Source organism: Rhizobium sp. 007, assembly GCF_015353075.1.
GTDB lineage: Bacteria > Pseudomonadota > Alphaproteobacteria > Rhizobiales > Rhizobiaceae > Rhizobium.
In genome coordinates this window covers 387874-411749 of sequence record NZ_CP064189.1, presented here as the reverse complement: position 1 = coordinate 411749, position 23876 = coordinate 387874, and the positions used below count along the sequence as shown (strand labels likewise).

General features: G+C 67.4%; 10 protein-coding genes. All 10 read left to right on the top strand.

Annotated elements, in window-relative coordinates:
- The first annotated feature begins 34 nt into the window (after positions 1-34).
- Positions 35-3364, top strand: a complete 3330-nt coding sequence (locus ISN39_RS38215) for an amino acid adenylation domain-containing protein (RefSeq protein ID WP_246763579.1) — start codon at positions 35-37, stop codon at positions 3362-3364.
- A gap of 15 nt (positions 3365-3379) precedes the next feature.
- Positions 3380-3613, top strand: a complete 234-nt coding sequence (locus tag ISN39_RS38210; protein WP_348652027.1) for a phosphopantetheine-binding protein — start codon at positions 3380-3382, stop codon at positions 3611-3613.
- On the top strand, positions 3598-3984 hold the full coding sequence (locus ISN39_RS33155) for a condensation domain-containing protein (protein ID WP_194732193.1): 387 nt from the start codon (positions 3598-3600) through the stop codon (positions 3982-3984). Before ISN39_RS38210 ends, ISN39_RS33155 begins: the two co-directional genes overlap by 16 nt.
- The gene (locus tag ISN39_RS37740) at positions 3962-5515 is read left to right on the top strand and encodes an AMP-binding protein (RefSeq protein WP_194732192.1); all 1554 of its coding nucleotides are present in this window, start codon (positions 3962-3964) and stop codon (positions 5513-5515) included. The genes ISN39_RS33155 and ISN39_RS37740 overlap by 23 nt, the downstream gene beginning before the upstream one ends.
- Positions 5448-6128: an AMP-binding protein gene (locus ISN39_RS38205; protein ID WP_348652026.1), complete on the top strand. Its 681-nt coding sequence runs from the start codon at positions 5448-5450 to the stop codon at positions 6126-6128. The genes ISN39_RS37740 and ISN39_RS38205 overlap by 68 nt, the downstream gene beginning before the upstream one ends.
- A gap of 39 nt (positions 6129-6167) precedes the next feature.
- Positions 6168-7736 (top strand): condensation domain-containing protein, encoded by a 1569-nt coding sequence (locus tag ISN39_RS38200; RefSeq protein ID WP_194732191.1) that lies wholly within the window; start codon positions 6168-6170, stop codon positions 7734-7736.
- Positions 7618-8454 carry a condensation domain-containing protein gene (locus ISN39_RS38195; protein ID WP_194732190.1) on the top strand — a complete coding sequence of 279 codons (837 nt, stop codon included), beginning with the start codon at positions 7618-7620 and terminating at the stop codon, positions 8452-8454. Before ISN39_RS38200 ends, ISN39_RS38195 begins: the two co-directional genes overlap by 119 nt.
- Positions 8451-10925, top strand: coding sequence for a non-ribosomal peptide synthetase (locus tag ISN39_RS38190; RefSeq protein ID WP_194732189.1), 2475 nt, complete (start codon positions 8451-8453; stop codon positions 10923-10925). The genes ISN39_RS38195 and ISN39_RS38190 overlap by 4 nt, the downstream gene beginning before the upstream one ends.
- A gap of 190 nt (positions 10926-11115) precedes the next feature.
- On the top strand, positions 11116-22974 hold the full coding sequence (locus ISN39_RS38185; RefSeq protein ID WP_348652017.1) for an amino acid adenylation domain-containing protein: 11859 nt from the start codon (positions 11116-11118) through the stop codon (positions 22972-22974).
- Positions 22863-23645 carry a condensation domain-containing protein gene (locus ISN39_RS33120; RefSeq protein ID WP_246763576.1) on the top strand — a complete coding sequence of 261 codons (783 nt, stop codon included), beginning with the start codon at positions 22863-22865 and terminating at the stop codon, positions 23643-23645. Before ISN39_RS38185 ends, ISN39_RS33120 begins: the two co-directional genes overlap by 112 nt.
- The last annotated feature ends 231 nt before the right edge of the window (positions 23646-23876 follow it).

Sequence of the window (23876 nt, the reverse complement as noted above, 5' to 3'; positions counted from 1 at the left end):
GCCGTCGGCGTTCGTGCGGCTCGAGGCGCTGCCCTTGACGGCGAACGGCAAGCTCGACCGCAAGGGGCTGCCTTCGCCGGAGGACGACGCCTATGTGCGCCGCACCTACGAGGCGCCGCAGGGCGAGATCGAGACGATGCTGGCCGGCATCTGGGCGGAGCTTCTCGGGGTCGAGCGGGTCGGCCGCCACGACCACTTCTTCGAGCTCGGCGGACATTCCTTGCTGGCGGTGCAGCTGATGGAGCGGCTGCGGCGGCTGTCGCTCGGGGTGGAGGTGCGCACCCTGTTCGCCAGGCCGGTGCTGGCCGATCTTGCCGCCAGCCTTGGCAGCCATCACGAGGTGGCGGTGCCTGCCAACCTGATCACCAAGCAGAGTACGGCGATTACGCCGCAGATGCTGCCGCTCATCGCGCTGGCCCAGCCGGAGATCGACCGGATCGTCGCCACGGTTCCCGGCGGCGTCGGCAACATCCAGGACATTTATGGCCTGTCGCCGCTGCAGGACGGCATCCTGTTCCATCATCTGCTGGCCAGCCGGGGCGATCCATATCTGCTGGTCTCGCAGATGGCGTTCGCCGACCGGGGTCTGCTGGAGCGCTATCTAGCGGCGGTTCAGCAAGTCGTGGATCGGCACGACATCCTGCGCACCGCCTTTGTCTGGGAGGGGCTGTCGAGCCCGGCCCAGGTGGTCTGGCGGAAAGCGCCGCTGCAGGTGAGCGAGGTCGAGCTGGATGACTGTGACGGTTCCGGCGCCGAGGAGCTCCGGCGCCGGTTTGATCCACGCCGGCAGCGCATCGACCTTGGCCGGGCGCCGCTGTTGCGGTTTGTGATCGCGCGCGAGCCGGGCAGCGGGCGCTGGCTGCTGCTGGAGCTGCAGCATCATCTGATCGGGGATCACACGACGCTGGAAGTGATGCATGCCGAGGTGCGGGCCGTGCTCGACGGGCGTGCGCATGAGCTGGCAGCGCCGCAGCCGTTCCGCAATCTGGTGGCGCAGGCGCGGCTGGGGGTTGATGCCAAGGCGCATGAAGAGTTCTTCCAGGAACAGTTGGCCGACATCGACGAGCCGACCATGCCGTTTGGGCTGAGCGAGGTCTATGGTGATGGCATCGGGTCTCACGAGGCGCGGCGGATGCTGCCGCAGGCGCTCAACGATCGGCTGCGGCAACAAGCGCGGCGGCTCGGGGTAAGCCTGGCGAGCCTTTGCCATCTGGCCTGGGGGCAGGTGGTGGCGCGTGCAAGCGGCCGTGAGCAGGTGGTGTTCGGCACGGTGCTGTTCGGCCGCATGCATGCCGGTGCGGGCGCCGACCGGGCGCTGGGCCTGTTCATCAACACCCTGCCATTGCGGCTCGACCTCGACGGGACCGGGGTCGAGGCGAGCGTGCGGACCACCCATGCGCGGCTTTCCGAGCTGCTGGCGCACGAGCATGCGTCGCTGGCGCTGGCGCAACGCTGCAGCGGGGTGGCGGCGCCGGCGCCGCTGTTCAGCGCGCTGTTGAACTACCGTCACAACACGCCGGCGCTCGCCTGCGAAGCGGAGGATGGGCTGTCCGGCATGGAATGGCTGGGCGGCGAGGAGCGCACCAACTATCCGCTGACCCTGTCGGTGGAGGATTTTGGCGAGGCGCTCGGCCTGACGGCGCAGGTGGTGGAGCCTGTGTCTGCGGATCGGGTCTGCGGCTACATGCAGCAGGTGCTCGAGCAACTGGCCGAGGCGCTGGAGCATGCCCCCAATAGGCCGGTGCGCGAGCTCGACATCCTGCCGGCCGCCGAACGCAGCTATCTGCTGGAGGATCTGAACCGGACGGCGGCGGATTATCCGTCGGAGCGCTGCATCCACGAGCTGTTCGAGCAGCAGGTCCGGCGCGCACCCGAAGCCGTCGCCCTCGTCCATGAGGAGGAGCGCCTGAGCTATGGCGAGCTCAACGCCCAGGCCAACCGGCTGGCCCATCATCTGATCGGGCTCGGGGTCAGGCCGGACGACCGTGTGGCGATCTGCCTGGAGCGCAGTCCGTCGATGGTGGTGGGACTGCTGGCGATCCTGAAGGCGGGCGGCGCCTATCTGCCGCTGGACCCGGCCTATCCGTGCGCGCGGCTGCGGCAGGTCCTCGATGATGCCGCACCGCGGCTGCTGCTTTGCGACGCGGCCGGCCGCGCCGCACTCGGCCCCGAGGCGCTTGTCGATCTGACGGTGGTCGATCTGGAGACGGCGACCCCGGCCTGGGCCGAACTGCCCGCCTCGAACCCGGACCCGAGCGCCCTTGGCCTGACCGCACGCCATCTCGCCTATGTCATCTACACCTCCGGCTCCACCGGAACCCCAAAGGGCGTCATGGTCGAGCACGCCAGCACCGTCAACCTGCTGCATTGGAGCAGCGGCGTGTTTGCGGAGTCAGAGATCAGCCGCACGCTGTTTTCTACCTCGATCAGTTTTGATTTGTCCGTCTATGAGTGCTTCGTTCCGCTGTCGCAAGGAAGCACGCTTTATCTTGTCGAGGATGCACTGGCGCTGGCGCAGACGCCCTTGGATGTCTCCTTGATCAACACGGTCCCCTCGGCGATCGCCGCTCTGGTCGACCAGCAAGCCGTGCCGGCTTCGACCAGCGTGATCAATTTGGCGGGTGAGCGGCTGAAGGCAGATCTGATCGAGAGGGTCTTCGAGAGCAGTGGCGTAGAGAAGATCTGTAATCTGTACGCTCCTTCGGAGACGACGACGTACTCGACCTGGATTTGCATGCCGAGGGGAGAGGCTGTCGTTGAGACGATCGGCCGTCCGATTGCCAACACGCGGGTGTATCTGCTGGACGGACATGGTGCGCCGGTTCCGTATGGAGCGGTCGGGGAGTTGTATATCGGGGGTGCCGGTGTAGCGCGTGGCTACCTCAACCGCCCCGAGCTGACCGCCGAGCGGTTTTTGGCCGATCCGTTCAGCGATGAGGCAGGGGCGCGGCTGTACCGGACCGGCGATCTGGGGCGCTATCTGCCGGACGGCAATCTGGAGTTCCTCGGCCGCAACGACGACCAGGTGAAGATCCGCGGCTTCCGCATCGAGCCGGGCGAGATCGCCGCACGGCTTTGCGAGCACGCCCGGGTGCGCGAGGCGGCGGTGGTGGCGCGCCAGGACCGCGCCGGCGACAAGCACCTTGTCGCCTATGTCGTGTGTGGACCCGAGGCCGGATCGGACGACGACGATGGAAGCGGGCTGGCCGGCGCCTTGCGGGCGCATCTGGGCGGGCGGCTGCCGGACTACATGGTGCCGTCGGCGTTCGTGCGGCTCGAAGCGCTGCCCTTGACGGCGAACGGCAAGCTCGACCGCAAGGGGCTGCCGGCGCCGGCCGACGACGCCTATGCGCGCCGCCTATGAGGCGCCGCAGGCGGGATCGAGACGGCGCTGGCCGGGATCTGGGCCGAGCTTCTGGGGCTGGAGCGGGTCGGACGCCACGACCACTTCTTCGAGCTCGGCGGCCACTCGCTCCTGGCGGTTCAATTGATGGAGCGGCTGCGGCGGCTGTCGCTGGGGGTGGAGGTGCGCACCCTGTTCGCCAGGCCGGTGCTGGCCGATCTGCCGCAAGCCTGGGCAGCCATCACGAGGTGGCGGTGCCTGCCAACCTGATCACCGAGGAGAGTACGGCGATTACGCCGCAGATGCTGCCGCTCATCGATCTGACCCAGGAGGAGATCGACCGGATCGTCGCCACGGTTCCCGGCGGCGTCGGCAACATCCAGGACATTTATGGCCTGTCGCCGCTGCAGGACGGCATCCTGTTCCATCATCTGCTGGCCAGCCGGGGCGATCCATATCTGCTGGTCTCGCAGATGGCGTTCGCCGAGCGTGGCCTGCTGGACCGCTATCTTGGCGCGGTTCAGCAGGTGGTGGATCGGCACGACATCCTGCGCACCGCCTTTGTCTGGGAGGGGCTGTCGAGCCCGGCCAGGTGGTGTGGCGGCGTGCGCCGCACAGGTGAGCGAGGTCGAGCTGGATGACTGTGACGGTTCCGGCGCCGATGAGCTCCGGCGCCGGTTTGATCCACGCCGGCAGCGCATCGACCTTGGCCGGGCGCCGCTGTTGCGGTTTGTGATCGCGCGCGAGCCGGGCAGCGGGCGCTGGCTGCTGCTGGAGCTGCAGCATCATCTGATCGGGGATCACACGACGCTGGAAGTGATGCATGCCGAGGTGCGGGCCGTGCTCGACGGGCGTGCGCATGAGCTGGCAGCACCGCAGCCGTTCCGCAATCTGGTGGCGCAGGCGCGGCTGGGGGTTGATGCCAAGGCGCATGAAGAGTTCTTCCAGGAACAGTTGGCCGACATCGACGAGCCGACCATGCCGTTTGGGCTGAGCGAGGTCTATGGTGATGGCATCGGGTCTCACGAGGCGCGGCGGATGCTGCCGCAGGCGCTCAACGATCGGCTGCGGCAACAAGCGCGGCGGCTCGGGGTAAGCCTGGCGAGCCTTTGCCATCTGGCCTGGGGGCAGGTGGTGGCGCGTGCAAGCGGCCGTGAGCAGGTGGTGTTCGGCACGGTGCTGTTCGGCCGCATGCATGCGGGTGCGGGCGCCGACCGGGCGCTGGGCCTGTTCATCAACACCCTGCCTGTGCGGCTCGACCTCGACGGGACCGGGGTCGAGGCGAGCGTGCGGACCACCCATGCGCGGCTTTCCGAGCTGCTGGCGCACGAGCATGCCTCGCTGGCGCTGGCGCAACGCTGCAGCGGGGTGGCGGCGCCGGCGCCGCTGTTCAGCGCGCTGTTGAACTACCGTCACAACACGCCGGCGCTCGCCTGCGAAGCGGATGATCTCCTGTCCGGCATGGAATGGCTGGGCGGCGAGGAGCGCACCAACTATCCGCTGACCCTGTCGGTGGAGGATTTTGGCGAGGCGCTCGGCCTGACGGCGCAGGTGGCGGAGCCCGTGTCTGCGGATCGGGTCTGCGGCTACATGCAGCAGGTGCTCGAGCAATTGGCCGAGGCGCTGGAGCATGCCCCCAATAGGCCGGTGCGCGAGCTCGATATCCTGCCGGCCGCCGAGCGCAGCTATCTGCTGGAGGATCTGAACCGGACGGCGGCGGCCTATCCGTCGGAGCGGTGCATCCACGAGCTGTTCGAGCAGCAGGTCCGGCGCGCACCCGAAGCCGTCGCCCTCGTCCATGAGGACGACCGCCTGAGCTATGGCGAGCTCAACGCCCGGGCCAACCGGCTGGCCCATCATCTGATTGCGCTGGGTGTGAAGCCGGATCAGCCGGTGGCGATCTGCCTGGAGCGCAGCCCGGCGATGGTGGTGGGACTTTTGGCGATCCTCAAGGCGGGCGGCGCCTATCTGCCGCTGGATCCGGCCTATCCGTCGGCGCGGCTGCGGCAGGTGCTCGAGGATGCCGCACCGCACCTGCTGCTTTGCGATGCGGCCGGACGCGCCGCACTCGGCCCGGAGGCGCTCGCCGATCTGACGGTGGTCGATCTGGAGACGGCCCCCGGCCTGGGCCGAACTGCCGGCCTCGAACCCGGACCCGCGCCCTTGGCCTGACCCACGCCATCTCGCCTATGTCATCTACACCTCAGGCTCAACCGGAACCCCAAAGGGCGTCATGGTCGAGCATGCCAGCACCGTCAACCTGCTGCATTGGAGCAGCGGCGTATTTGCGGAGTCAGAGATCAGCCGCACGCTGTTTTCTACCTCGATCAGTTTTGATTTGTCCGTCTATGAGTGCTTCGTTCCGCTGTCGCAAGGAAGCACGCTTTATCTTGTCGAGGATGCACTGGCGCTGGCGCAGACGCCCTTGGATGTCTCCTTGATCAACACGGTCCCCTCGGCGATCGCCGCTCTGGTCGACCAGCAAGCCGTGCCGGCTTCGACCAGCGTCATCAATTTGGCGGGTGAGCGGCTGAAGGCAGATCTGATCGAGAGGGTCTTCGAGAGCAGTGGCGTAGAGAAGATCTGTAATCTGTACGCTCCTTCGGAGACGACGACGTACTCGACCTGGATTTGCATGCCGAGGGGAGAGGCTGTCGTTGAGACGATCGGCCGTCCGATTGCCAACACGCGGGTGTATCTGCTGGACGGTCATGGTGCGCCCGTGCCGTTCGGGGCGGTGGGGAGCTTTACATCGGCGGGGCAGGGGTTGCGCGGGGCTACCTGAACCGCCCGAGCTGACGGCGAGCGGTTCTCGCCGTCCTTTGTGGACGGCGATCGGCTGTACCGGACCGGCGACCTGGGGCGCTATCTGCCGGACGGCAATCTGGAGTTCCTCGGCCGCAACGACGACCAGGTGAAGATCCGCGGCTTCCGCATCGAGCCGGGCGAGATCGCCGCACGGCTTTGCGAGCACGCCCGGGTGCGCGAGGCGGCGGTGGTGGCGCGCCAGGACCGCGCCGGCGACAAGCACCTTGTCGCCTATGTCGTGTGTGGACCCGAGGCCGGATCGGACGACGACGATGGAAGCGGGCTGGCCGTCGCCTTGCGGGCGCATCTGGGCGGGCGGCTGCCGGACTACATGGTGCCGGCGGCGTTCGTGCGGCTCGAGGCGCTGCCCTTGACGGCGAACGGCAAGCTCGACCGCAAGGGGCTGCCGGCGCCGGCCGACGACGCCTATGCGCGCCGCAGCTATGAGGCGCCGCAGGGCGAGATCGAGACGGCGCTGGCCGGGATCTGGGCCGAGCTCCTCGGTGTCGAGCGGGTCGGACGCCACGACCACTTCTTCGAACTCGGCGGCCACTCGCTCCTGGCGGTTCAATTGATGGAGCGGCTGCGGCGGCTGTCGCTGGGGGTGGAGGTGCGCACCCTGTTCGCCAGGCCGGTGCTGGCCGATCTCGCCGCAAGCCTGGGCAGCCATCACGAGGTGGCGGTGCCTGCCAACCTGATCACCGAGGAGAGTACGGCGATTACGCCGCAGATGCTGCCGCTCATCGATCTGACCCAGGAGGAGATCGACCGGATCGTCGCCACGGTTCCCGGCGGCGTCGGCAACATCCAGGACATTTATGGCCTGTCGCCGCTGCAGGACGGCATCCTGTTCCATCATCTGCTGGCCAGCCGGGGCGATCCATATCTGCTGGTCTCGCAGATGGCGTTCGCCGACCGGGGTCTGCTGAGCGCTATCTTAGCGGCGGTTCAGCAAGTCGTGGATCGGCACGACATCCTGCGCACCGCCTTTGTCTGGGAGGGGCTGTCGAGCCCGGCCCAGGTGGTCTGGCGGAAAGCGCCGCTGCAGGTGAGCGAGGTCGAGCTGGATGACTGTGACGGTTCCGGCGCCGATGAGCTCCGGCGCCGGTTTGATCCACGCCGGCAGCGCATCGACCTTGGCCGGGCGCCGCTGTTGCGGTTTGTGATCGCGCGCGAGCCGGGCAGCGGGCGCTGGCTGCTGCTGGAGCTGCAGCATCATCTGATCGGGGATCACACGACGCTGGAAGTGATGCATGCCGAGGTGCGGGCCGTGCTCGACGGGCGTGCGCATGAGCTGGCAGCGCCGCAGCCGTTCCGCAATCTGGTGGCGCAGGCGCGGCTGGGGGTTGATGCCAAGGCGCATGAAGAGTTCTTCCAGGAACAGTTGGCCGACATCGACGAGCCGACCATGCCGTTTGGGCTGAGCGAGGTGCGCGGCGACGGCATGGGTCGGCGAGGCACGGCGGATGCTGCCGCAGGCGCTCAACGATCGGCTGCGGCAACAAGCGCGGCGGCTCGGGGTAAGCCTGGCGAGCCTTTGCCATCTGGCCTGGGGGCAGGTGGTGGCGCGTGCAAGCGGCCGTGAGCAGGTGGTGTTCGGCACGGTGCTGTTCGGCCGCATGCATGCGGGTGCGGGCGCCGACCGGGCGCTGGGCCTGTTCATCAACACCCTGCCTGTGCGGCTCGACCTCGACGGGACCGGGGTCGAGGCGAGCGTGCGGACCACCCATGCGCGGCTTTCCGAGCTGCTGGCGCACGAGCATGCCTCGCTGGCGCTGGCGCAACGCTGCAGCGGGGTGGCGGCGCCGGCGCCGCTGTTCAGCGCGCTGTTGAACTACCGTCACAACACGCCGGCGCTCGCCTGCGAAGCGGATGATCTCCTGTCCGGCATGGAATGGCTGGGCGGCGAGGAGCGCACCAACTATCCGCTGACCCTGTCGGTGGAGGATTTTGGCGAGGCGCTCGGCCTGACGGCGCAGGTGGCGGAGCCCGTGTCTGCGGATCGGGTCTGCGGCTACATGCAGCAGGTGCTCGAGCAACTGGCCGAGGCGCTGGAGCATGCCCCCAATAGGCCGGTGCGCGAGCTCGATATCCTGCCGGCCGCCGAACGCAGCTATCTGCTGGAGGATCTGAACCGGACGGCGGCGGCCTATCCGTCGGAGCGGTGCATCCACGAGCTGTTCGAGCAGCAGGTCCGGCGCGCACCCGAAGCGTCGCTCGTCCATGAGGACGAGCGCCTGAGCTATGGCGAGCTCAACGCCCGGGCCAACCGGCTGGCCCATCATCTGATGCGCTGGGTGTGAAGCCGGATCAGCCGGTGGCGATCTGCCTGGAGCGCAGCCCGGCGATGGTGGTGGGACTTTTGGCGATCCTCAAGGCGGGCGGCGCCTATCTGCCGCTGGATCCGGCCTATCCGTCGGCGCGGCTGCGGCAGGTGCTCGAGGATGCCGCACCGCACCTGCTGCTTTGCGATGCGGCCGGACGCGCCGCACTCGGCCCGGAGGCGCTTGTCGATCTGACGGTGATCGATCTGGAGACGGCGACCCCGGCCTGGGCCGAACTGCCGGCCTCGAACCCGGACCCGAGCGCCCTTGGCCTGACCGCACGCCATCTCGCCTATGTCATCTACACCTCCGGCTCCACCGGAACCCCAAAGGGCGTCATGGTCGAGCACGCCAGCACCGTCAACCTGCTGCATTGGAGCAGCGGCGTGTTTGCGGAGTCAGAGATCAGCCGCACGCTGTTTTCTACCTCGATCAGTTTTGATTTGTCCGTCTATGAGTGCTTCGTTCCGCTGTCGCAAGGAAGCACGCTTTATCTTGTCGAGGATGCACTGGCGCTGGCGCAGACGCCCTTGGATGTCTCCTTGATCAACACGGTCCCCTCGGCGATCGCCGCTCTGGTCGACCAGCAAGCCGTGCCGGCTTCGACCAGCGTGATCAATTTGGCGGGTGAGCGGCTGAAGGCAGATCTGATCGAGAGGGTCTTCGAGAGCAGTGGCGTAGAGAAGATCTGTAATCTGTACGCTCCTTCGGAAACGACGACGTACTCGACCTGGATTTGCATGCCGAGGGGAGAGGCTGTCGTTGAGACGATCGGCCGTCCGATTGCCAACACGCGGGTGTATCTGCTGGACGGTCATGGTGCGCCCGTGCCGTTCGGGGCGGCGGGTGAGCTTTACATCGGCGGGGCAGGCGTTGCGCGGGGCTACCTGAACCGTCCCGAGCTGACGGCGGAGCGTTTCCTGGCCGATCCGTTCAGCGATGAGGCAGGCGCCCGGCTGTACCGGACCGGCGACCTGGGGCGCTATCTGCCGGACGGCAATCTGGAGTTTCTGGGCCGCAACGACGACCAGGTGAAGATCCGCGGCTTCCGCATCGAGCCGGGCGAGATCGCCGCACGGCTTTGCGAGCACGCCCGGGTGCGCGAGGCGGTGGTGGTGGCGCGCCAGGACCGCGCCGGCGACAAGCACCTTGTCGCCTATGTCGTGTGTGGACCCGAGGCCGGATCGGACGACGAGGATGGAAGCGGGCTGGCCGTCGCCTTGCGGGCGCATCTGGGCGGGCGGCTGCCGGACTACATGGTGCCGTCGGCGTTCGTGCGGTTGGAGGCGCTGCCGTTGACGGCGAACGGCAAGCTCGACCGCAAGGGGCTGCCGGCGCCGGCCGACGACGCCTATGCGCGCCGCAGCTATGAGGCGCCGCAAGGCGAGATCGAGACGGCGCTGGCCGGGATCTGGGCCGAGCTTCTGGGGCTGGAGCGGGTCGGACGCCACGACCACTTCTTCGAGCTCGGCGGCCATTCCTTGCTGGCGGTTCAATTGATGGAGCGGCTGCGGCGGCTGTCGCTGGGGGTGGAGGTGCGCACCCTGTTCGCCAGGCCGGTGCTGGCCGATCTGGCCGCAAGCCTGGGCAGCCATCACGAGGTGGCGGTGCCTGCCAACCTGATCACCGAGGAGAGTACGGCGATTACGCCGCAGATGCTGCCGCTCATCGATCTGACCCAGGAGGAGATCGACCGGATCGTCGCCACGGTTCCCGGCGGCGTCGGCAACATCCAGGACATTTATGGCCTGTCGCCGCTGCAGGACGGCATCCTGTTCCATCATCTGCTGGCCAGCCGGGGCGATCCATATCTGCTGGTCTCGCAGATGGCGTTCGCCGACCGGGGTCTGCTGGAGCGCTATCTAGCGGCGGTTCAGCAAGTCGTGGATCGGCACGACATCCTGCGCACCGCCTTTGTCTGGGAGGGGCTGTCGAGCCCGGCCCAGGTGGTCTGGCGGAAAGCGCCGCTGCAGGTGAGCGAGGTCGAGCTGGATGACTGTGACGGTTCCGGCGCCGAGGAGCTCCGGCGCCGGTTTGATCCACGCCGGCAGCGCATCGACCTTGGCCGGGCGCCGCTGTTGCGGTTTGTGATCGCGCGCGAGCCGGGCAGCGGGCGCTGGCTGCTGCTGGAGCTGCAGCATCATCTGATCGGGGATCACACGACGCTGGAAGTGATGCATGCCGAGGTGCGGGCCGTGCTCGACGGGCGTGCGCATGAGCTGGCAGCGCCGCAGCCGTTCCGCAATCTGGTGGCGCAGGCGCGGCTGGGGGTTGATGCCAAGGCGCATGAAGAGTTCTTCCAGGAACAGTTGGCCGACATCGACGAGCCGACCATGCCGTTTGGGCTGAGCGAGGTGCGCGGCGACGGCAGCGGGTCGGCGAGGCACGGCGGATGCTGCCGCAGGCGCTCAACGATCGGCTGCGGCAACAAGCGCGGCGGCTCGGGGTAAGCCTGGCGAGCCTTTGCCATCTGGCCTGGGGGCAGGTGGTGGCGCGTGCAAGCGGCCGTGAGCAGGTGGTGTTCGGCACGGTGCTGTTCGGCCGCATGCATGCGGTGCGGGCGCCGACCGGGCGCTGGGCCTGTTCATCAACACCCTGCCTGTGCGGCTCGACCTCGACGGGACCGGGGTCGAGGCGAGCGTGCGGACCACCCATGCGCGGCTTTCCGAGCTGCTGGCGCACGAGCATGCCTCGCTGGCGCTGGCGCAACGCTGCAGCGGGGTGGCGGCGCCGGCGCCGCTGTTCAGCGCGCTGTTGAACTACCGTCACAACACGCCGGCGCTCGCCTGCGAAGCGGATGATCTCCTGTCCGGCATGGAATGGCTGGGCGGCGAGGAGCGCACCAACTATCCGCTGACCCTGTCGGTGGAGGATTTTGGCGAGGCGCTCGGCCTGACGGCGCAGGTGGTGGAGCCCGTGTCTGCGGATCGGGTCTGCGGCTACATGCAGCAGGTGCTCGAGCAACTGGCGGAGGCGCTGGAGCATGCCCCCAATAGGCCGGTCGGCCGCATCGACATCCTGCCGGCCGCCGAGCGCAGCTATCTGCTGGAGGATCTGAACCGGACGGCGGCGGCCTATCCGTCGGAGCGGTGCATCCACGAGCTGTTCGAGCAGCAGGTGCAAAAGGCGCCGGAGGCGGTGGCGGTGGTCCATGAGGACGAGCGCCTGAGCTATGGCGAGCTCAACGCCCGGGCCAACCGGCTGGCCCATCATCTGATTGCGCTGGGTGTGAAGCCGGACCAGCCGGTGGCGATCTGCCTGGAGCGCAGCCCGGCGATGGTGGTGGGACTGCTGGCGATCCTCAAGGCGGGCGGCGCCTATCTGCCGCTGGACCCGGCCTATCCGTCGGCGCGGCTGCGGCAGGTTGTCGACGATGCCGCACCGCACCTGCTGCTTTGCGATGCGGCCGGCCGCGCCGCACTCGGCCCCGAGGCGCTCGCCTATCTGACGGTGGTCGATCTGGAGACGGCGACCCCGGCCTGGGCCGAACTGCCGGCCTCGGACCCAGACCCGAGCGCCCTTGGCCTGACCCCCAGCCATCTCGCCTATGTCATCTACACCTCAGGCTCCACCGGAACCCCAAAGGGCGTCATGGTCGAGCATGCCAGCACCGTCAACCTGCTGCATTGGAGCCGCGGCGTGTTTGCGGAGTCAGAGATCAGCCGCACGCTGTTTTCTACCTCGATCAGTTTTGATTTGTCCGTCTATGAGTGCTTCGTTCCGCTGTCGCAAGGAAGCACGCTTTATCTTGTCGAGGATGCACTGGCGCTGGCGCAGACGCCCTTGGATGTCTCCTTGATCAACACGGTCCCCTCGGCGATCGCCGCTCTGGTCGACCAGCAAGCCGTGCCGGCTTCGACCAGCGTCATCAATTTGGCGGGTGAGCGGCTGAAGGCAGATCTGATCGAGAGGGTCTTCGAGAGCAGTGGCGTAGAGAAGATCTGTAATCTGTACGCTCCTTCGGAGACGACGACGTACTCGACCTGGATTTGCATGCCGAGGGGAGAGGCTGTCGTTGAGACGATCGGCCGTCCGATTGCCAACACGCGGGTGTATCTGCTGGACGGTCATGGTGCGCCCGTGCCGTTCGGGGCGGTGGGCGAGCTTTACATCGGCGGGGCAGGCGTTGCGCGGGGCTACCTCAACCGCCCCGAGCTGACGGCCGAGCGGTTCATCGCCAGTCCCTTTGTCGACGGCGATCGGCTGTACCGGACCGGCGACCTGGGGCGCTATCTGCCGGACGGCAATCTGGAGTTCCTCGGCCGCAACGACGACCAGGTGAAGATCCGCGGCTTCCGCATCGAGCCGGGCGAGATCGCCGCACGGCTTTGCGAGCACGCCCGGGTGCGCGAGGCGGCGGTGGTGGCGCGCCAGGACCGCGCCGGCGACAAGCACCTTGTCGCCTATGTCGTGTGTGGACCCGAGGCAGGATCGGACGACGACGATGGAGGCGGGCTGGCCGGCGCCTTGCGGGCGCATCTGAGCGGGCGGCTGCCGGACTACATGGTGCCGTCGGCGTTCGTGCGGCTCGAAGCGCTGCCCTTGACGGCGAACGGCAAGCTCGACCGCAAGGGGCTGCCGGCGCCGGCCGACGACGCCTATGCGCGCCGCAGCTATGAGGCGCCGCAGGGCGAGATCGAGACGGCGCTGGCCGGGATCTGGGCCGAGCTTCTGGGGCTGGAGCGGGTCGGACGCCACGACCACTTCTTCGAGCTCGGCGGCCACTCCTTGCTGGCGGTGCAGCTCTCGAGCCGGCTGTCGCAGGCTGTTGGCGTCGCGCTGCCGCTGACGAGGCTGTTTGCCAGGCCGGTGCTTTCCGATCTGGCGGCAAGCATCGTCGAGGCGTTGAGCCGCGCCGGTCCGCAAGAGCTGCCGGCGATTGCGGCCGTGTCGCGTCATGAGCCGCTTGTGCTGTCGTTTGCGCAGCAGCGGCTATGGTTTTTGGCGCAGCTGGACGAGGGCAGCACAAACTATCACATTCCGCTGGCCTTGCGGCTGCGTGGTGGGCTCGACCGCACCGCCTGGCAGCGCAGCCTTGACCATTTGTTTGCCCGTCACGAGGCGCTGCGCAGTGTCTTTGTCGCACCGGAGGGCAAGCCCCGGGTTGAGGTTCTGCCGCCGGATGCGGGGTTGCCGGTGCTCGAGCACGATCTGCGGGGCCGGCCGGATGCAGAGGCGGCGCTTCTGGATCTGTGCCATGAAGAGGCGCGCACGCCATTCGATCTTGCGCGCGGGCCGCTGATCCGCGGGCGGCTGATCCGGATGTCGGATGCGGAACACGTCTTCCTGTTGACCCAGCATCATATCGTCTCGGACGGCTGGTCGATGGGCGTGCTGGTGCGTGAACTCAGTCAGCTTTACCGGGCGTTCGAGGCTGGAGAGGACGATCCTTTGCCGCCGCTGGCGATCCAGTACCCGGATTATGCCGCCTGGCAACGGCAATGGCTGTCGGGGGAACGGCTGCAGCGCCAGGCGCAGTATTGGCGCGACGCCCTGGCCGGCGCTCCGGCCCGTCTTGCCTTGCCGACGGACCGTGCGCGTCCGGCCCAGCAGTCGTTTGCCGGGGCCAGTGTGCCTGTTGTCATCGACCAGGATCTGACGCGGGGTCTGAAGCGGCTGAGCCGGCAGCATGGCACGACGTTGTTCATGACGGTGCTGGCGGCCTGGGCGGCGGTGCTGTCGCGTCTGTCGGGGCAGGACGACCTTGTGATCGGCGTGCCGAGCGCCAATCGCGGCCGGGGCGAGATCGAAGAGTTGATAGGCTTCTTCGTCAACACCCTGGCGCTTCGGGTCGACCTGTCGGGCGAACCTGATGTGTCGGAGCTTCTGGAACGGACGCGGCGCACGGCCCTGGCTGCGCAGGAGCATCAGGACCTGCCGTTCGAACAGGTGGTGGAGATCGTCAAGCCGCCCCGGCATCTTGATCACACGCCGCTGTTCCAGGTGATGTTGGCCTGGCAGAACAACGCCGTCGGGTCGTTCGACCTTGCCGGGCTGAACGTGGAGGCTGCGGGCGAGGGGCTCGATCAGGTCAAGTTCGATCTGGAGCTGAGCCTTGGCGAGCGTGGTGAGGAGATCGCCGGAACGTTCGGCTATGCGACGGCGCTGTTCGATCAGGCGACGATCGAGCGGCAGCGTGGTTATCTGCTGGCGCTGCTGCGGGCGATGGTTGCCGATGCCGACCAGCCGGTCGGCCGCATCGAGCTGCTGTCATCAGATGAGCGCACCTATCTGCTGGAGGATCTGAACCGGACGGCGGCGGCCTATCCGTCGGAGCGCTGCATCCACGAGCTGTTCGAGCAACAGGTCCGGCGCGCACCCGAAGCCGTCGCCCTCGTCCATGAGGACGAAGAGCTGAGCTATGGCGCGCTCAACGCCCAGGCCAACCGGCTGGCCCATCATCTGATTGCGCTGGGTGTGAAGCCGGATCAGCCGGTGGCGATCTGCCTGGAGCGCAGCCCGGCGATGGTGGTGGGACTTTTGGCGATCCTCAAGGCGGGCGGCGCCTATCTGCCGCTGGACCCGGCCTATCCGTGCGCGCGGCTGCGGCAGGTTGTCGAGGATGCCGCACCGCACCTGCTGCTTTGCGATGCCGTCGGACGCGCCGCACTCGGCCCGGAGGCGCTTGTCGATCTGACGGTGATCGATCTGGAGACGGCCACCCCGGCCTGGGCCGAACTGCCGGCCTCGAACCCGGACCCGCGCGCCCTTGGCCTGACCGCGCGCCATCTCGCCTATGTCATCTACACCTCAGGCTCAACCGGAACCCCAAAGGGCGTCATGGTCGAGCATCGGGGATTGGTGCGTCTGGTGGCGGGCAACGATTTCGTCGAAATCTCGCCGCAGGACATCTTTCTCAATGCCTCCTCGCCGACATTCGACGCGACCACGTTCGAGGTCTGGGGTGCCTTGGCGAACGGCGCCAGGGTTGTGCTCTATCCTGAACGTCACCTCTCGACCGCAACGCTGGCCCAGATCATCCAGGACCAAGGCGTCACCATCGCTTGGATGACTGCCCGGTTGTTCGACGTCTATGTCGCGGAGGGGCGGAGCACCAATCGGCTACAGCAACTGCTGGTCGGGGGCGAGGAGGTCTCCATCGCTTCCATCAGGGCATGCCAGAAGCGACATCCGACGCTGCGAATCTCAAATGGCTACGGCCCGACAGAGAACACCACCTTTAGTCTTTGTTATCCGGTGCCGGCTGAGTTCGATGGCCGGCAACGGGTGCCGCTGGGTCGACCAATTCGCAATTCGGTGGCCTATCTGTTGGATCGGTTTGCCCAGCCCGTGCCGTTCGGGGCGGCGGGTGAGCTTTACATCGGCGGGGCAGGCGTTGCGCGGGGCTACCTCAACCGCCCCGAGCTGACGGCCGAGCGGTTCCTGGCCGATCCGTTCAGCGATGAGGCAGGCGCCCGGCTGTACCGGACCGGCGACCTGGGGCGTTATCTGCCGGACGGCAATCTGGAGTTCCTCGGCCGCAACGACGACCAGGTGAAGATCCGCGGCTTCCGTATCGAGCCGGGCGAGATCGCCGCGCGGCTTTGCGAGCACGCCCGGGTGCGCGAGGCGGTGGTGGTGGCGCGCCAGGACCGCGCCGGCGACAAGCACCTTGTCGCCTATGTCGTGTGTGGACCCGAGGCCGGATCGGACGACGAGGATGGAGGCGGGCTGGCCGGCGCCTTGCGGGCGCATCTGGGCGGGCGGCTGCCGGACTACATGGTGCCGTCGGCGTTCGTGCGGCTCGAAGCGCTGCCCTTGACGGCGAACGGCAAGCTCGACCGCAAGGGGCTGCCGGCGCCGGCCGACGACGCCTATGCGCGCCGCAGCTATGAGGCGCCGCAGGGCGGGATCGAGACGGCGCTGGCCGGGATCTGGGCCGAGCTTCTGGGGCTGGAGCGGGTCGGACGCCACGACCACTTCTTCGAGCTCGGCGGACACTCGCTCCTGGCGGTTCAATTGATGGAGCGGCTGCGGCGGCTGTCGCTCGGGGTGGAGGTGCGCACCCTGTTCGCCAGGCCGGTGCTGGCCGATCTCGCCGCAAGCCTGGGCAGCCATCACGAGGTGGCGGTGCCTGCCAACCTGATCACCGAGGAGAGTACGGCGATTACGCCGCAGATGCTGCCGCTCATCGATCTGACCCAGGAGGAGATCGACCGGATCGTCGCCACGGTTCCCGGCGGCGTCGGCAACATCCAGGACATTTATGGCCTGTCGCCGCTGCAGGACGGCATCCTGTTCCATCATCTGCTGGCCAGCCGGGGCGATCCATATCTGCTGGTCTCGCAGATGGCGTTCGCCGACCGGGGTCTGCTGGAGCGCTATCTAGCGGCGGTTCAGCAAGTCGTGGATCGGCACGACATCCTGCGCACCGCCTTTGTCTGGGAGGGGCTGTCGAGCCCGGCCCAGGTGGTGTGGCGGAAAGCGCCGCTGCAGGTGAGCGAGGTCGAGCTGGATGACTGTGACGGTTCCGGCGCCGAGGAGCTCCGGCGCCGGTTTGATCCACGCCGGCAGCGCATCGACCTTGGCCGGGCGCCGCTGTTGCGGTTTGTGATCGCGCGCGAGCCGGGCAGCGGGCGCTGGCTGCTGCTGGAGCTGCAGCATCATCTGATCGGGGATCACACGACGCTGGAAGTGATGCATGCCGAGGTGCGGGCCGTGCTCGACGGGCGTGCGCATGAGCTGGCAGCGCCGCAGCCGTTCCGCAATCTGGTGGCGCAGGCGCGGCTGGGGGTTGATGCCAAGGCGCATGAAGAGTTCTTCCAGGAACAGTTGGCCGACATCGACGAGCCGACCATGCCGTTTGGGCTGAGCGAGGTCTATGGTGATGGCATCGGGTCTCACGAGGCGCGGCGGATGTTGCCGCAGGCGCTCAACGATCGGCTGCGGCAACAAGCGCGGCGGCTCGGGGTAAGCCTGGCGAGCCTTTGCCATCTGGCCTGGGGGCAGGTGGTGGCGCGCAGCAGCGGCCGTGAGCAGGTGGTGTTCGGCACGGTGCTGTTCGGCCGCATGCATGCGGGTGCGGGCGCCGACCGGGCGCTGGGCCTGTTCATCAACACCCTGCCTGTGCGGCTCGACCTCGACGGGACCGGGGTCGAGGCGAGCGTGCGGACCACCCATGCGCGGCTTTCCGAGCTGCTGGCGCACGAGCATGCCTCGCTGGCGCTGGCGCAACGCTGCAGCGGGGTGGCGGCGCCGGCGCCGCTGTTCAGCGCGCTGTTGAACTACCGTCACAACACGCCGGCGCTCGCCTGCGAAGCGGATGATCTCCTGTCCGGCATGGAATGGCTGGGCGGCGAGGAGCGCACCAACTATCCGCTGACCCTGTCGGTGGAGGATTTTGGCGAGGCGCTCGGCCTCACGGCGCAGGTGGCGGAGCCCGTGTCTGCGGATCGGGTCTGCGGCTACATGCAGCAGGTGCTCGAGCAATTGGCCGAGGCGCTGGAGCATGCCCCCAATAGGCCGGTGCGCGAGCTCGACATCCTGCCGGCCGCCGAACGCAGCTATCTGCTGGAGGATCTGAACCGGACGGCGGCGGCCTATCCGTCGGAGCGCTGCATCCACGAGCTGTTCGAGCAGCAGGTGCAAAAGGCGCCGGAGGCGGTGGCGGTGGTCTTCGAAGAGCAGTCGATCTGCTATGGCGAACTGAACGCCCGGGCCAACCGGCTGGCCCATCATCTGATCGGGCTCGGGGTCAAGCCGGACGACCGTGTGGCCATCTGCCTGGAACGCAGTCCGTCGATGGTGGTGGGACTGCTGGCGATCCTCAAGGCGGGCGGCGCCTATCTGCCGCTGGATCCGGCCTATCCGTCGGCGCGGCTGCGGCAGGTGCTCGGCGATGCCGCGCCGCACCTGCTGCTTTGCGATGCGGCCGGACGCGCCGCACTCGGCCCGGAGGCGCTCGCCGATCTGACGGTGATCGATCTGGAGACGGCCACCCCGGCCTGGGCCGAACTGCCGGCCTCGAACCCGGACCCGCGCGCCCTTGGCCTGAGCCCGCGCCATCTCGCCTATGTCATCTACACCTCCGGCTCCACCGGAACGCCAAAGGGCGTCATGGTCGAGCATGGAAGTCTGGTAAACTATTTGCATTGGTCGGATCGCCGCCATTACGAAGGAGCCGGCAACGGCTCGCTGATGCTGCTGTCGTTCAGCTTCGATGCCGGCATTACGACCTTGTTCGGGCCTCTGCTGGCAGGCGCCAGGCTTCGTCTTGTCAACCCAATTGCCCAAATAGATGCGCTTGCCGCTGTCGAGGAGGATCAGACCTATGATCTGGTCAAGCTGACGCCTTCGCATCTAGGCATGCTGAACAAGCGGCTTGAAGCCTACAAAGGACCGGCTCCGACAAGAGCACTCATGGTCGGGGGCGAGGCCTTAATCCCGGCAGACATGCAGTTTTGGCAAAAGCGCTTTCCGAGCGTGCGTCTGATCAATCAATTTGGACCGACAGAAGCAACGGTTGGATGTGCCACATTCGAGATATCCAAATCTGTCGAGGACATGGCCTCGATCCCGATCGGCCGTCCGATTGCCAACACGCGGGTGTATCTGCTGGACGGTCATGGTGCGCCCGTGCCGTTCGGGGCGGCGGGTGAGCTTTACATCGGCGGGGCAGGCGTTGCGCGGGGCTACCTGAACCGTCCCGAGCTGACGGCGGAGCGTTTCCTGGCCGATCCGTTCAGCGATGAGGCAGGCGCCCGGCTGTACCGGACCGGCGACCTGGGGCGCTATCTGCCGGACGGCAATCTGGAGTTTCTGGGCCGCAACGACGACCAGGTGAAGATCCGCGGCTTCCGCATCGAGCCGGGCGAGATCGCCGCCCGGCTTTGCGAGCACGCCCGGGTGCGCGAGGCGGCGGTGGTGGCGCGCCAGGACCGCGCCGGCGACAAGCACCTTGTCGCCTATGTCGTGTGTGGACCCGAGGCCGGATCGGACGACGACGATGGAAGCGGGCTGGCCGTCGCCTTGCGGGCGCATCTGGGCGGGCGGCTGCCGGACTACATGGTGCCGGCGGCGTTCGTGCGGCTCGAGGCGCTGCCCTTGACGGCGAACGGCAAGCTCGACCGCAAGGGGCTGCCGGCGCCGGCCGACGACGCCTATGCGCGCCGCAGCTATGAGGCGCCGCAGGGCGAGATCGAGACGGCGCTGGCCGGGATCTGGGCCGAGCTCCTCGGTGTCGAGCGGGTCGGACGCCACGACCACTTCTTCGAACTCGGCGGCCACTCGCTCCTGGCGGTTCAATTGATGGAGCGGCTGCGGCGGCTGTCGCTGGGGGTGGAGGTGCGCACCCTGTTCGCCAGGCCGGTGCTGGCCGATCTCGCCGCAAGCCTGGGCAGCCATCACGAGGTGGCGGTGCCTGCCAACCTGATCACCGAGGAGAGTACGGCGATTACGCCGCAGATGCTGCCGCTCATCGATCTGACCCAGGAGGAGATCGACCGGATCGTCGCCACGGTTCCCGGCGGCGTCGGCAACATCCAGGACATTTATGGCCTGTCGCCGCTGCAGGACGGCATCCTGTTCCATCATCTGCTGGCCAGCCGGGGCGATCCATATCTGCTGGTCTCGCAGATGGCGTTCGCCGACCGGGGTCTGCTGGAGCGCTATCTAGCGGCGGTTCAGCAAGTCGTGGATCGGCACGACATCCTGCGCACCGCCTTTGTCTGGGAGGGGCTGTCGAGCCCGGCCCAGGTGGTGTGGCGGCGTGCGCCGCTACAGGTGAGCGAGGTCGAGCTGGATGACTGTGACGGTTCCGGCGCCGATGAGCTCCGGCGCCGGTTTGATCCACGCCGGCAGCGCATCGACCTTGGCCGGGCGCCGCTGTTGCGGTTTGTGATCGCGCGCGAGCCGGGCAGCGGGCGCTGGCTGCTGCTGGAGCTGCAGCATCATCTGATCGGGGATCACACGACGCTGGAAGTGATGCATGCCGAGGTGCGGGTCGTGCTCGACGGGCGTGCGCATGAGCTGGCAGCACCGCAGCCGTTCCGCAATCTGGTGGCGCAGGCGCGGCTGGGGGTTGATGCCAAGGCGCATGAAGAGTTCTTCCAGGAACAGTTGGCCGACATCGACGAGCCGACCATGCCGTTCGGGCTGAGCGAGGTCTACGGCGACGGCCGCGGATCCCGCGAGGCACGGCGGATGCTACCGCAGGCGCTCAACGATCGGCTGCGGCAACAGGCGCGGCGGCTCGGGGTAAGCCTGGCGAGCCTTTGCCATCTGGCCTGGGGGCAGGTGGTGGCGCGTGCAAGCGGCCGTGAGCAGGTGGTGTTCGGCACGGTGCTGTTCGGCCGCATGCATGCGGGTGCGGGCGCCGACCGGGCGCTGGGCCTGTTCATCAACACCCTGCCTGTGCGGCTCGACCTCGACGGGACCGGGGTCGAGGCGAGCGTGCGGACCACCCATGCGCGGCTTTCCGAGCTGCTGGCGCACGAGCATGCCTCGCTGGCGCTGGCGCAACGCTGCAGCGGGGTGGCGGCGCCGGCGCCGCTGTTCAGCGCGCTGTTGAACTACCGTCACAACACGCCGGCGGTCGCCTGCGAAGCGGAGGATCTCCTGTCGGGCGTGGAATGGCTGGGCGGCGAGGAACGCACCAACTATCCGCTGACCCTGTCGGTGGAGGATTTTGGCGAGGCGCTCGGCCTGACGGCGCAGGTGGTGGAGCCCGTGTCTGCGGATCGGGTCTGCGGCTACATGCAGCAGGTGCTCGAGCAACTGGCCGAGGCGCTGGAGCATGCCCCCAATAGGCCGGTGCGCGAGCTCGATATCCTGCCGGCCGCCGAACGCAGCTATCTGCTGGAGGATCTGAACCGGACGGCGGCGGATTATCCGTCGGAGCGCTGCATCCATGAGCTGTTCGAGCAACAGGTGCAAAAGGCGCCGGAGGCGGTGGCGGTGGTCCATGAGGACGAGCGGCTGAGCTATGGCGAGCTCAACGCCCGGGCCAACCGGCTGGCGCATCATCTGATCGCCCTCGGGGTCAGGCCGGGGGATTGCGTTGCGACAATGCTGGACCGCTCTGTCGCCCTTGTGGTGGCGCAGCTGGCGATCCTCAAGGCGGGGGGAGTGTATGTGCCGGTCGATCGCGCTCTTCCGTCTGCGCGACAAGAATGGCTATTGGCCGACTGTGCTGCGCGCCTGGTGCTTGGCAAGAGTGACGATGATGACCTGGTTGAGGCGACGATCCCTGTTCTGGCTATTGAGCCGCTCATGGCTGGAACAGGGTGTAGCAGAGATCCTGGCCTGGCATTGAGCGCCGAGGCTGCCGCTTACGTGATGTACACGTCTGGTTCGACTGGCCTTCCCAAGGGAGTTGTTGTGCCTCACCGTGCCGTCAACCGGCTCGTCATCAACAATGGCTATGCGAAGATCGATGCCGGAGATCGTGTGGCATGGGCGGGTAATCCCGCCTTCGACGCGAGCACATTTGAAGTGTGGGCGCCGCTGCTTAACGGTGGCTGCATTATTGCGATGGATGCCATCACCGTCATAAATCCTTCACGTTTTGCCAGGACGCTTGAACAGCAAGGGGTGACATCACTTTTTCTAACAACAGCGTTATTCAACCAGTATACATCATCGATTGCCCCGACGTTAGCACAACTTAAATACCTCCTCTGTGGAGGCGAACGCAATGACCTTCCCTCGTTTCTGAAATTGCTGAGGGAAGAAGGTCCTGTACGTCTCGTTCACTGCTATGGTCCGACCGAGACGACGACCTTCGCGACAGTTTGCGAGATCACTGCAATTGATGAGACATTCCGCCGTCTCCCGATCGGCCGTCCGATTGCCAACACGCGGGTGTATCTGCTGGACGGACATGGTGCGCCCGTGCCGTTCGGGGCGGTGGGTGAGCTTTACATCGGCGGGGCAGGCGTGGCACGTGGCTACCTGAACCGTCCCGAGCTGACGGCGGAGCGGTTCCTGGCCGATCCGTTCAGCGATGAGGCAGGCGCCCGGATGTACCGGACCGGCGACCTGGGACGTTATCTGCCGGACGGCAATCTGGAGTTCCTCGGCCGCAACGACGACCAGGTGAAGATCCGCGGCTTCCGCATCGAGCCGGGCGAGATCGCCGCACGGCTTGGCGAGCACGCCCGGGTGCGCGAGGCGGTGGTGGCGCGCCAGGACCGCGCCGGCGACAAGCACCTTGTCGCCTATGTCGTGTGTGGACCCGAGGCCGGATCGGACGACGAGGATGGAAGCGGGCTGGCCGGCGCCTTGCGGGCGCATCTGGGCGGGCGGCTGCCGGACTACATGGTGCCGGCGGCGTTCGTGCGGTTGGAGGCGCTGCCGTTGACGGCGAACGGCAAGCTCGACCGCAAGGGCTGCCGGCGCCGGCCGACGACGCCTATGCGCGCCGCAGCTATGAGGCGCCGCAGGGCGGGATCGAGACGGCGCTGGCCGGGATCTGGGCCGAGCTTCTGGGGCTGGAGCGGGTCGGACGCCACGACCACTTCTTCGAGCTCGGCGGCCATTCCTTGCTGGCGGTTCAATTGATGGAGCGGCTGCGGCGGCTGTCGCTGGGGGTGGAGGTGCGCACCCTGTTCGCCAGGCCGGTGCTGGCCGATCTCGCCGCAAGCCTGGGCAGCCATCACGAGGTGGCGGTGCCTGCCAACCCGATCACCGAGGAGAGTACGGCGATTACGCCGCAGATGCTGCCGCTCATCGCGCTGGCCCAGGAGGAGATCGACCGGATCGTCGCCACGGTGCCCGGCGGTGTCGGCAACATCCAGGACATTTATGGCTTGTCGCCGCTGCAGGACGGCATCCTGTTCCATCATCTGCTGGCCAGCCGGGGCGATCCATATCTGCTGGTCTCGCAGATGGCGTTCGCCGACCGGGGTCTGCTGGAGCGCTATCTAGCGGCGGTTCAGCAAGTCGTGGATCGGCACGACATCCTGCGCACCGCCTTTGTCTGGGAGGGGCTGTCGAGCCCGGCCCAGGTGGTCTGGCGGAAAGCGCCGCTGCAGGTGAGCGAGGTCGAGCTGGATGACTGTGACGGTTCCGGCGCCGAGGAGCTCCGGCGCCGGTTTGATCCACGCCGGCAGCGCATCGACCTTGGCCGGCCCGCTGTTGCGGTTTGTGATCGCGCGCGAGCCGGGCAGCGGCGCTGGCTGCTGCTGGAGCTGCAGCATCATCTGATCGGGATCACACGACGCTGGAAGTGATGCATGCCGAGGTGCGGGCCGTGCTCGACGGGCGTGCGCATGAGCTGGCAGCGCCGCAGCCGTTCCGCAATCTGGTGGCGCAGGCGCGGTGGGGGTTGATGCCAAGGCGCATGAAGAGTTTCTTCCAGGAACAGTTGGCCACATCGACGAGCCGACCATGCCGTTCGGGCTGAGCGAGGTGCGCGGCGACGGCAGCGGGGTCGGCGAGGCACGGCGGATGCTGCCGCAGGC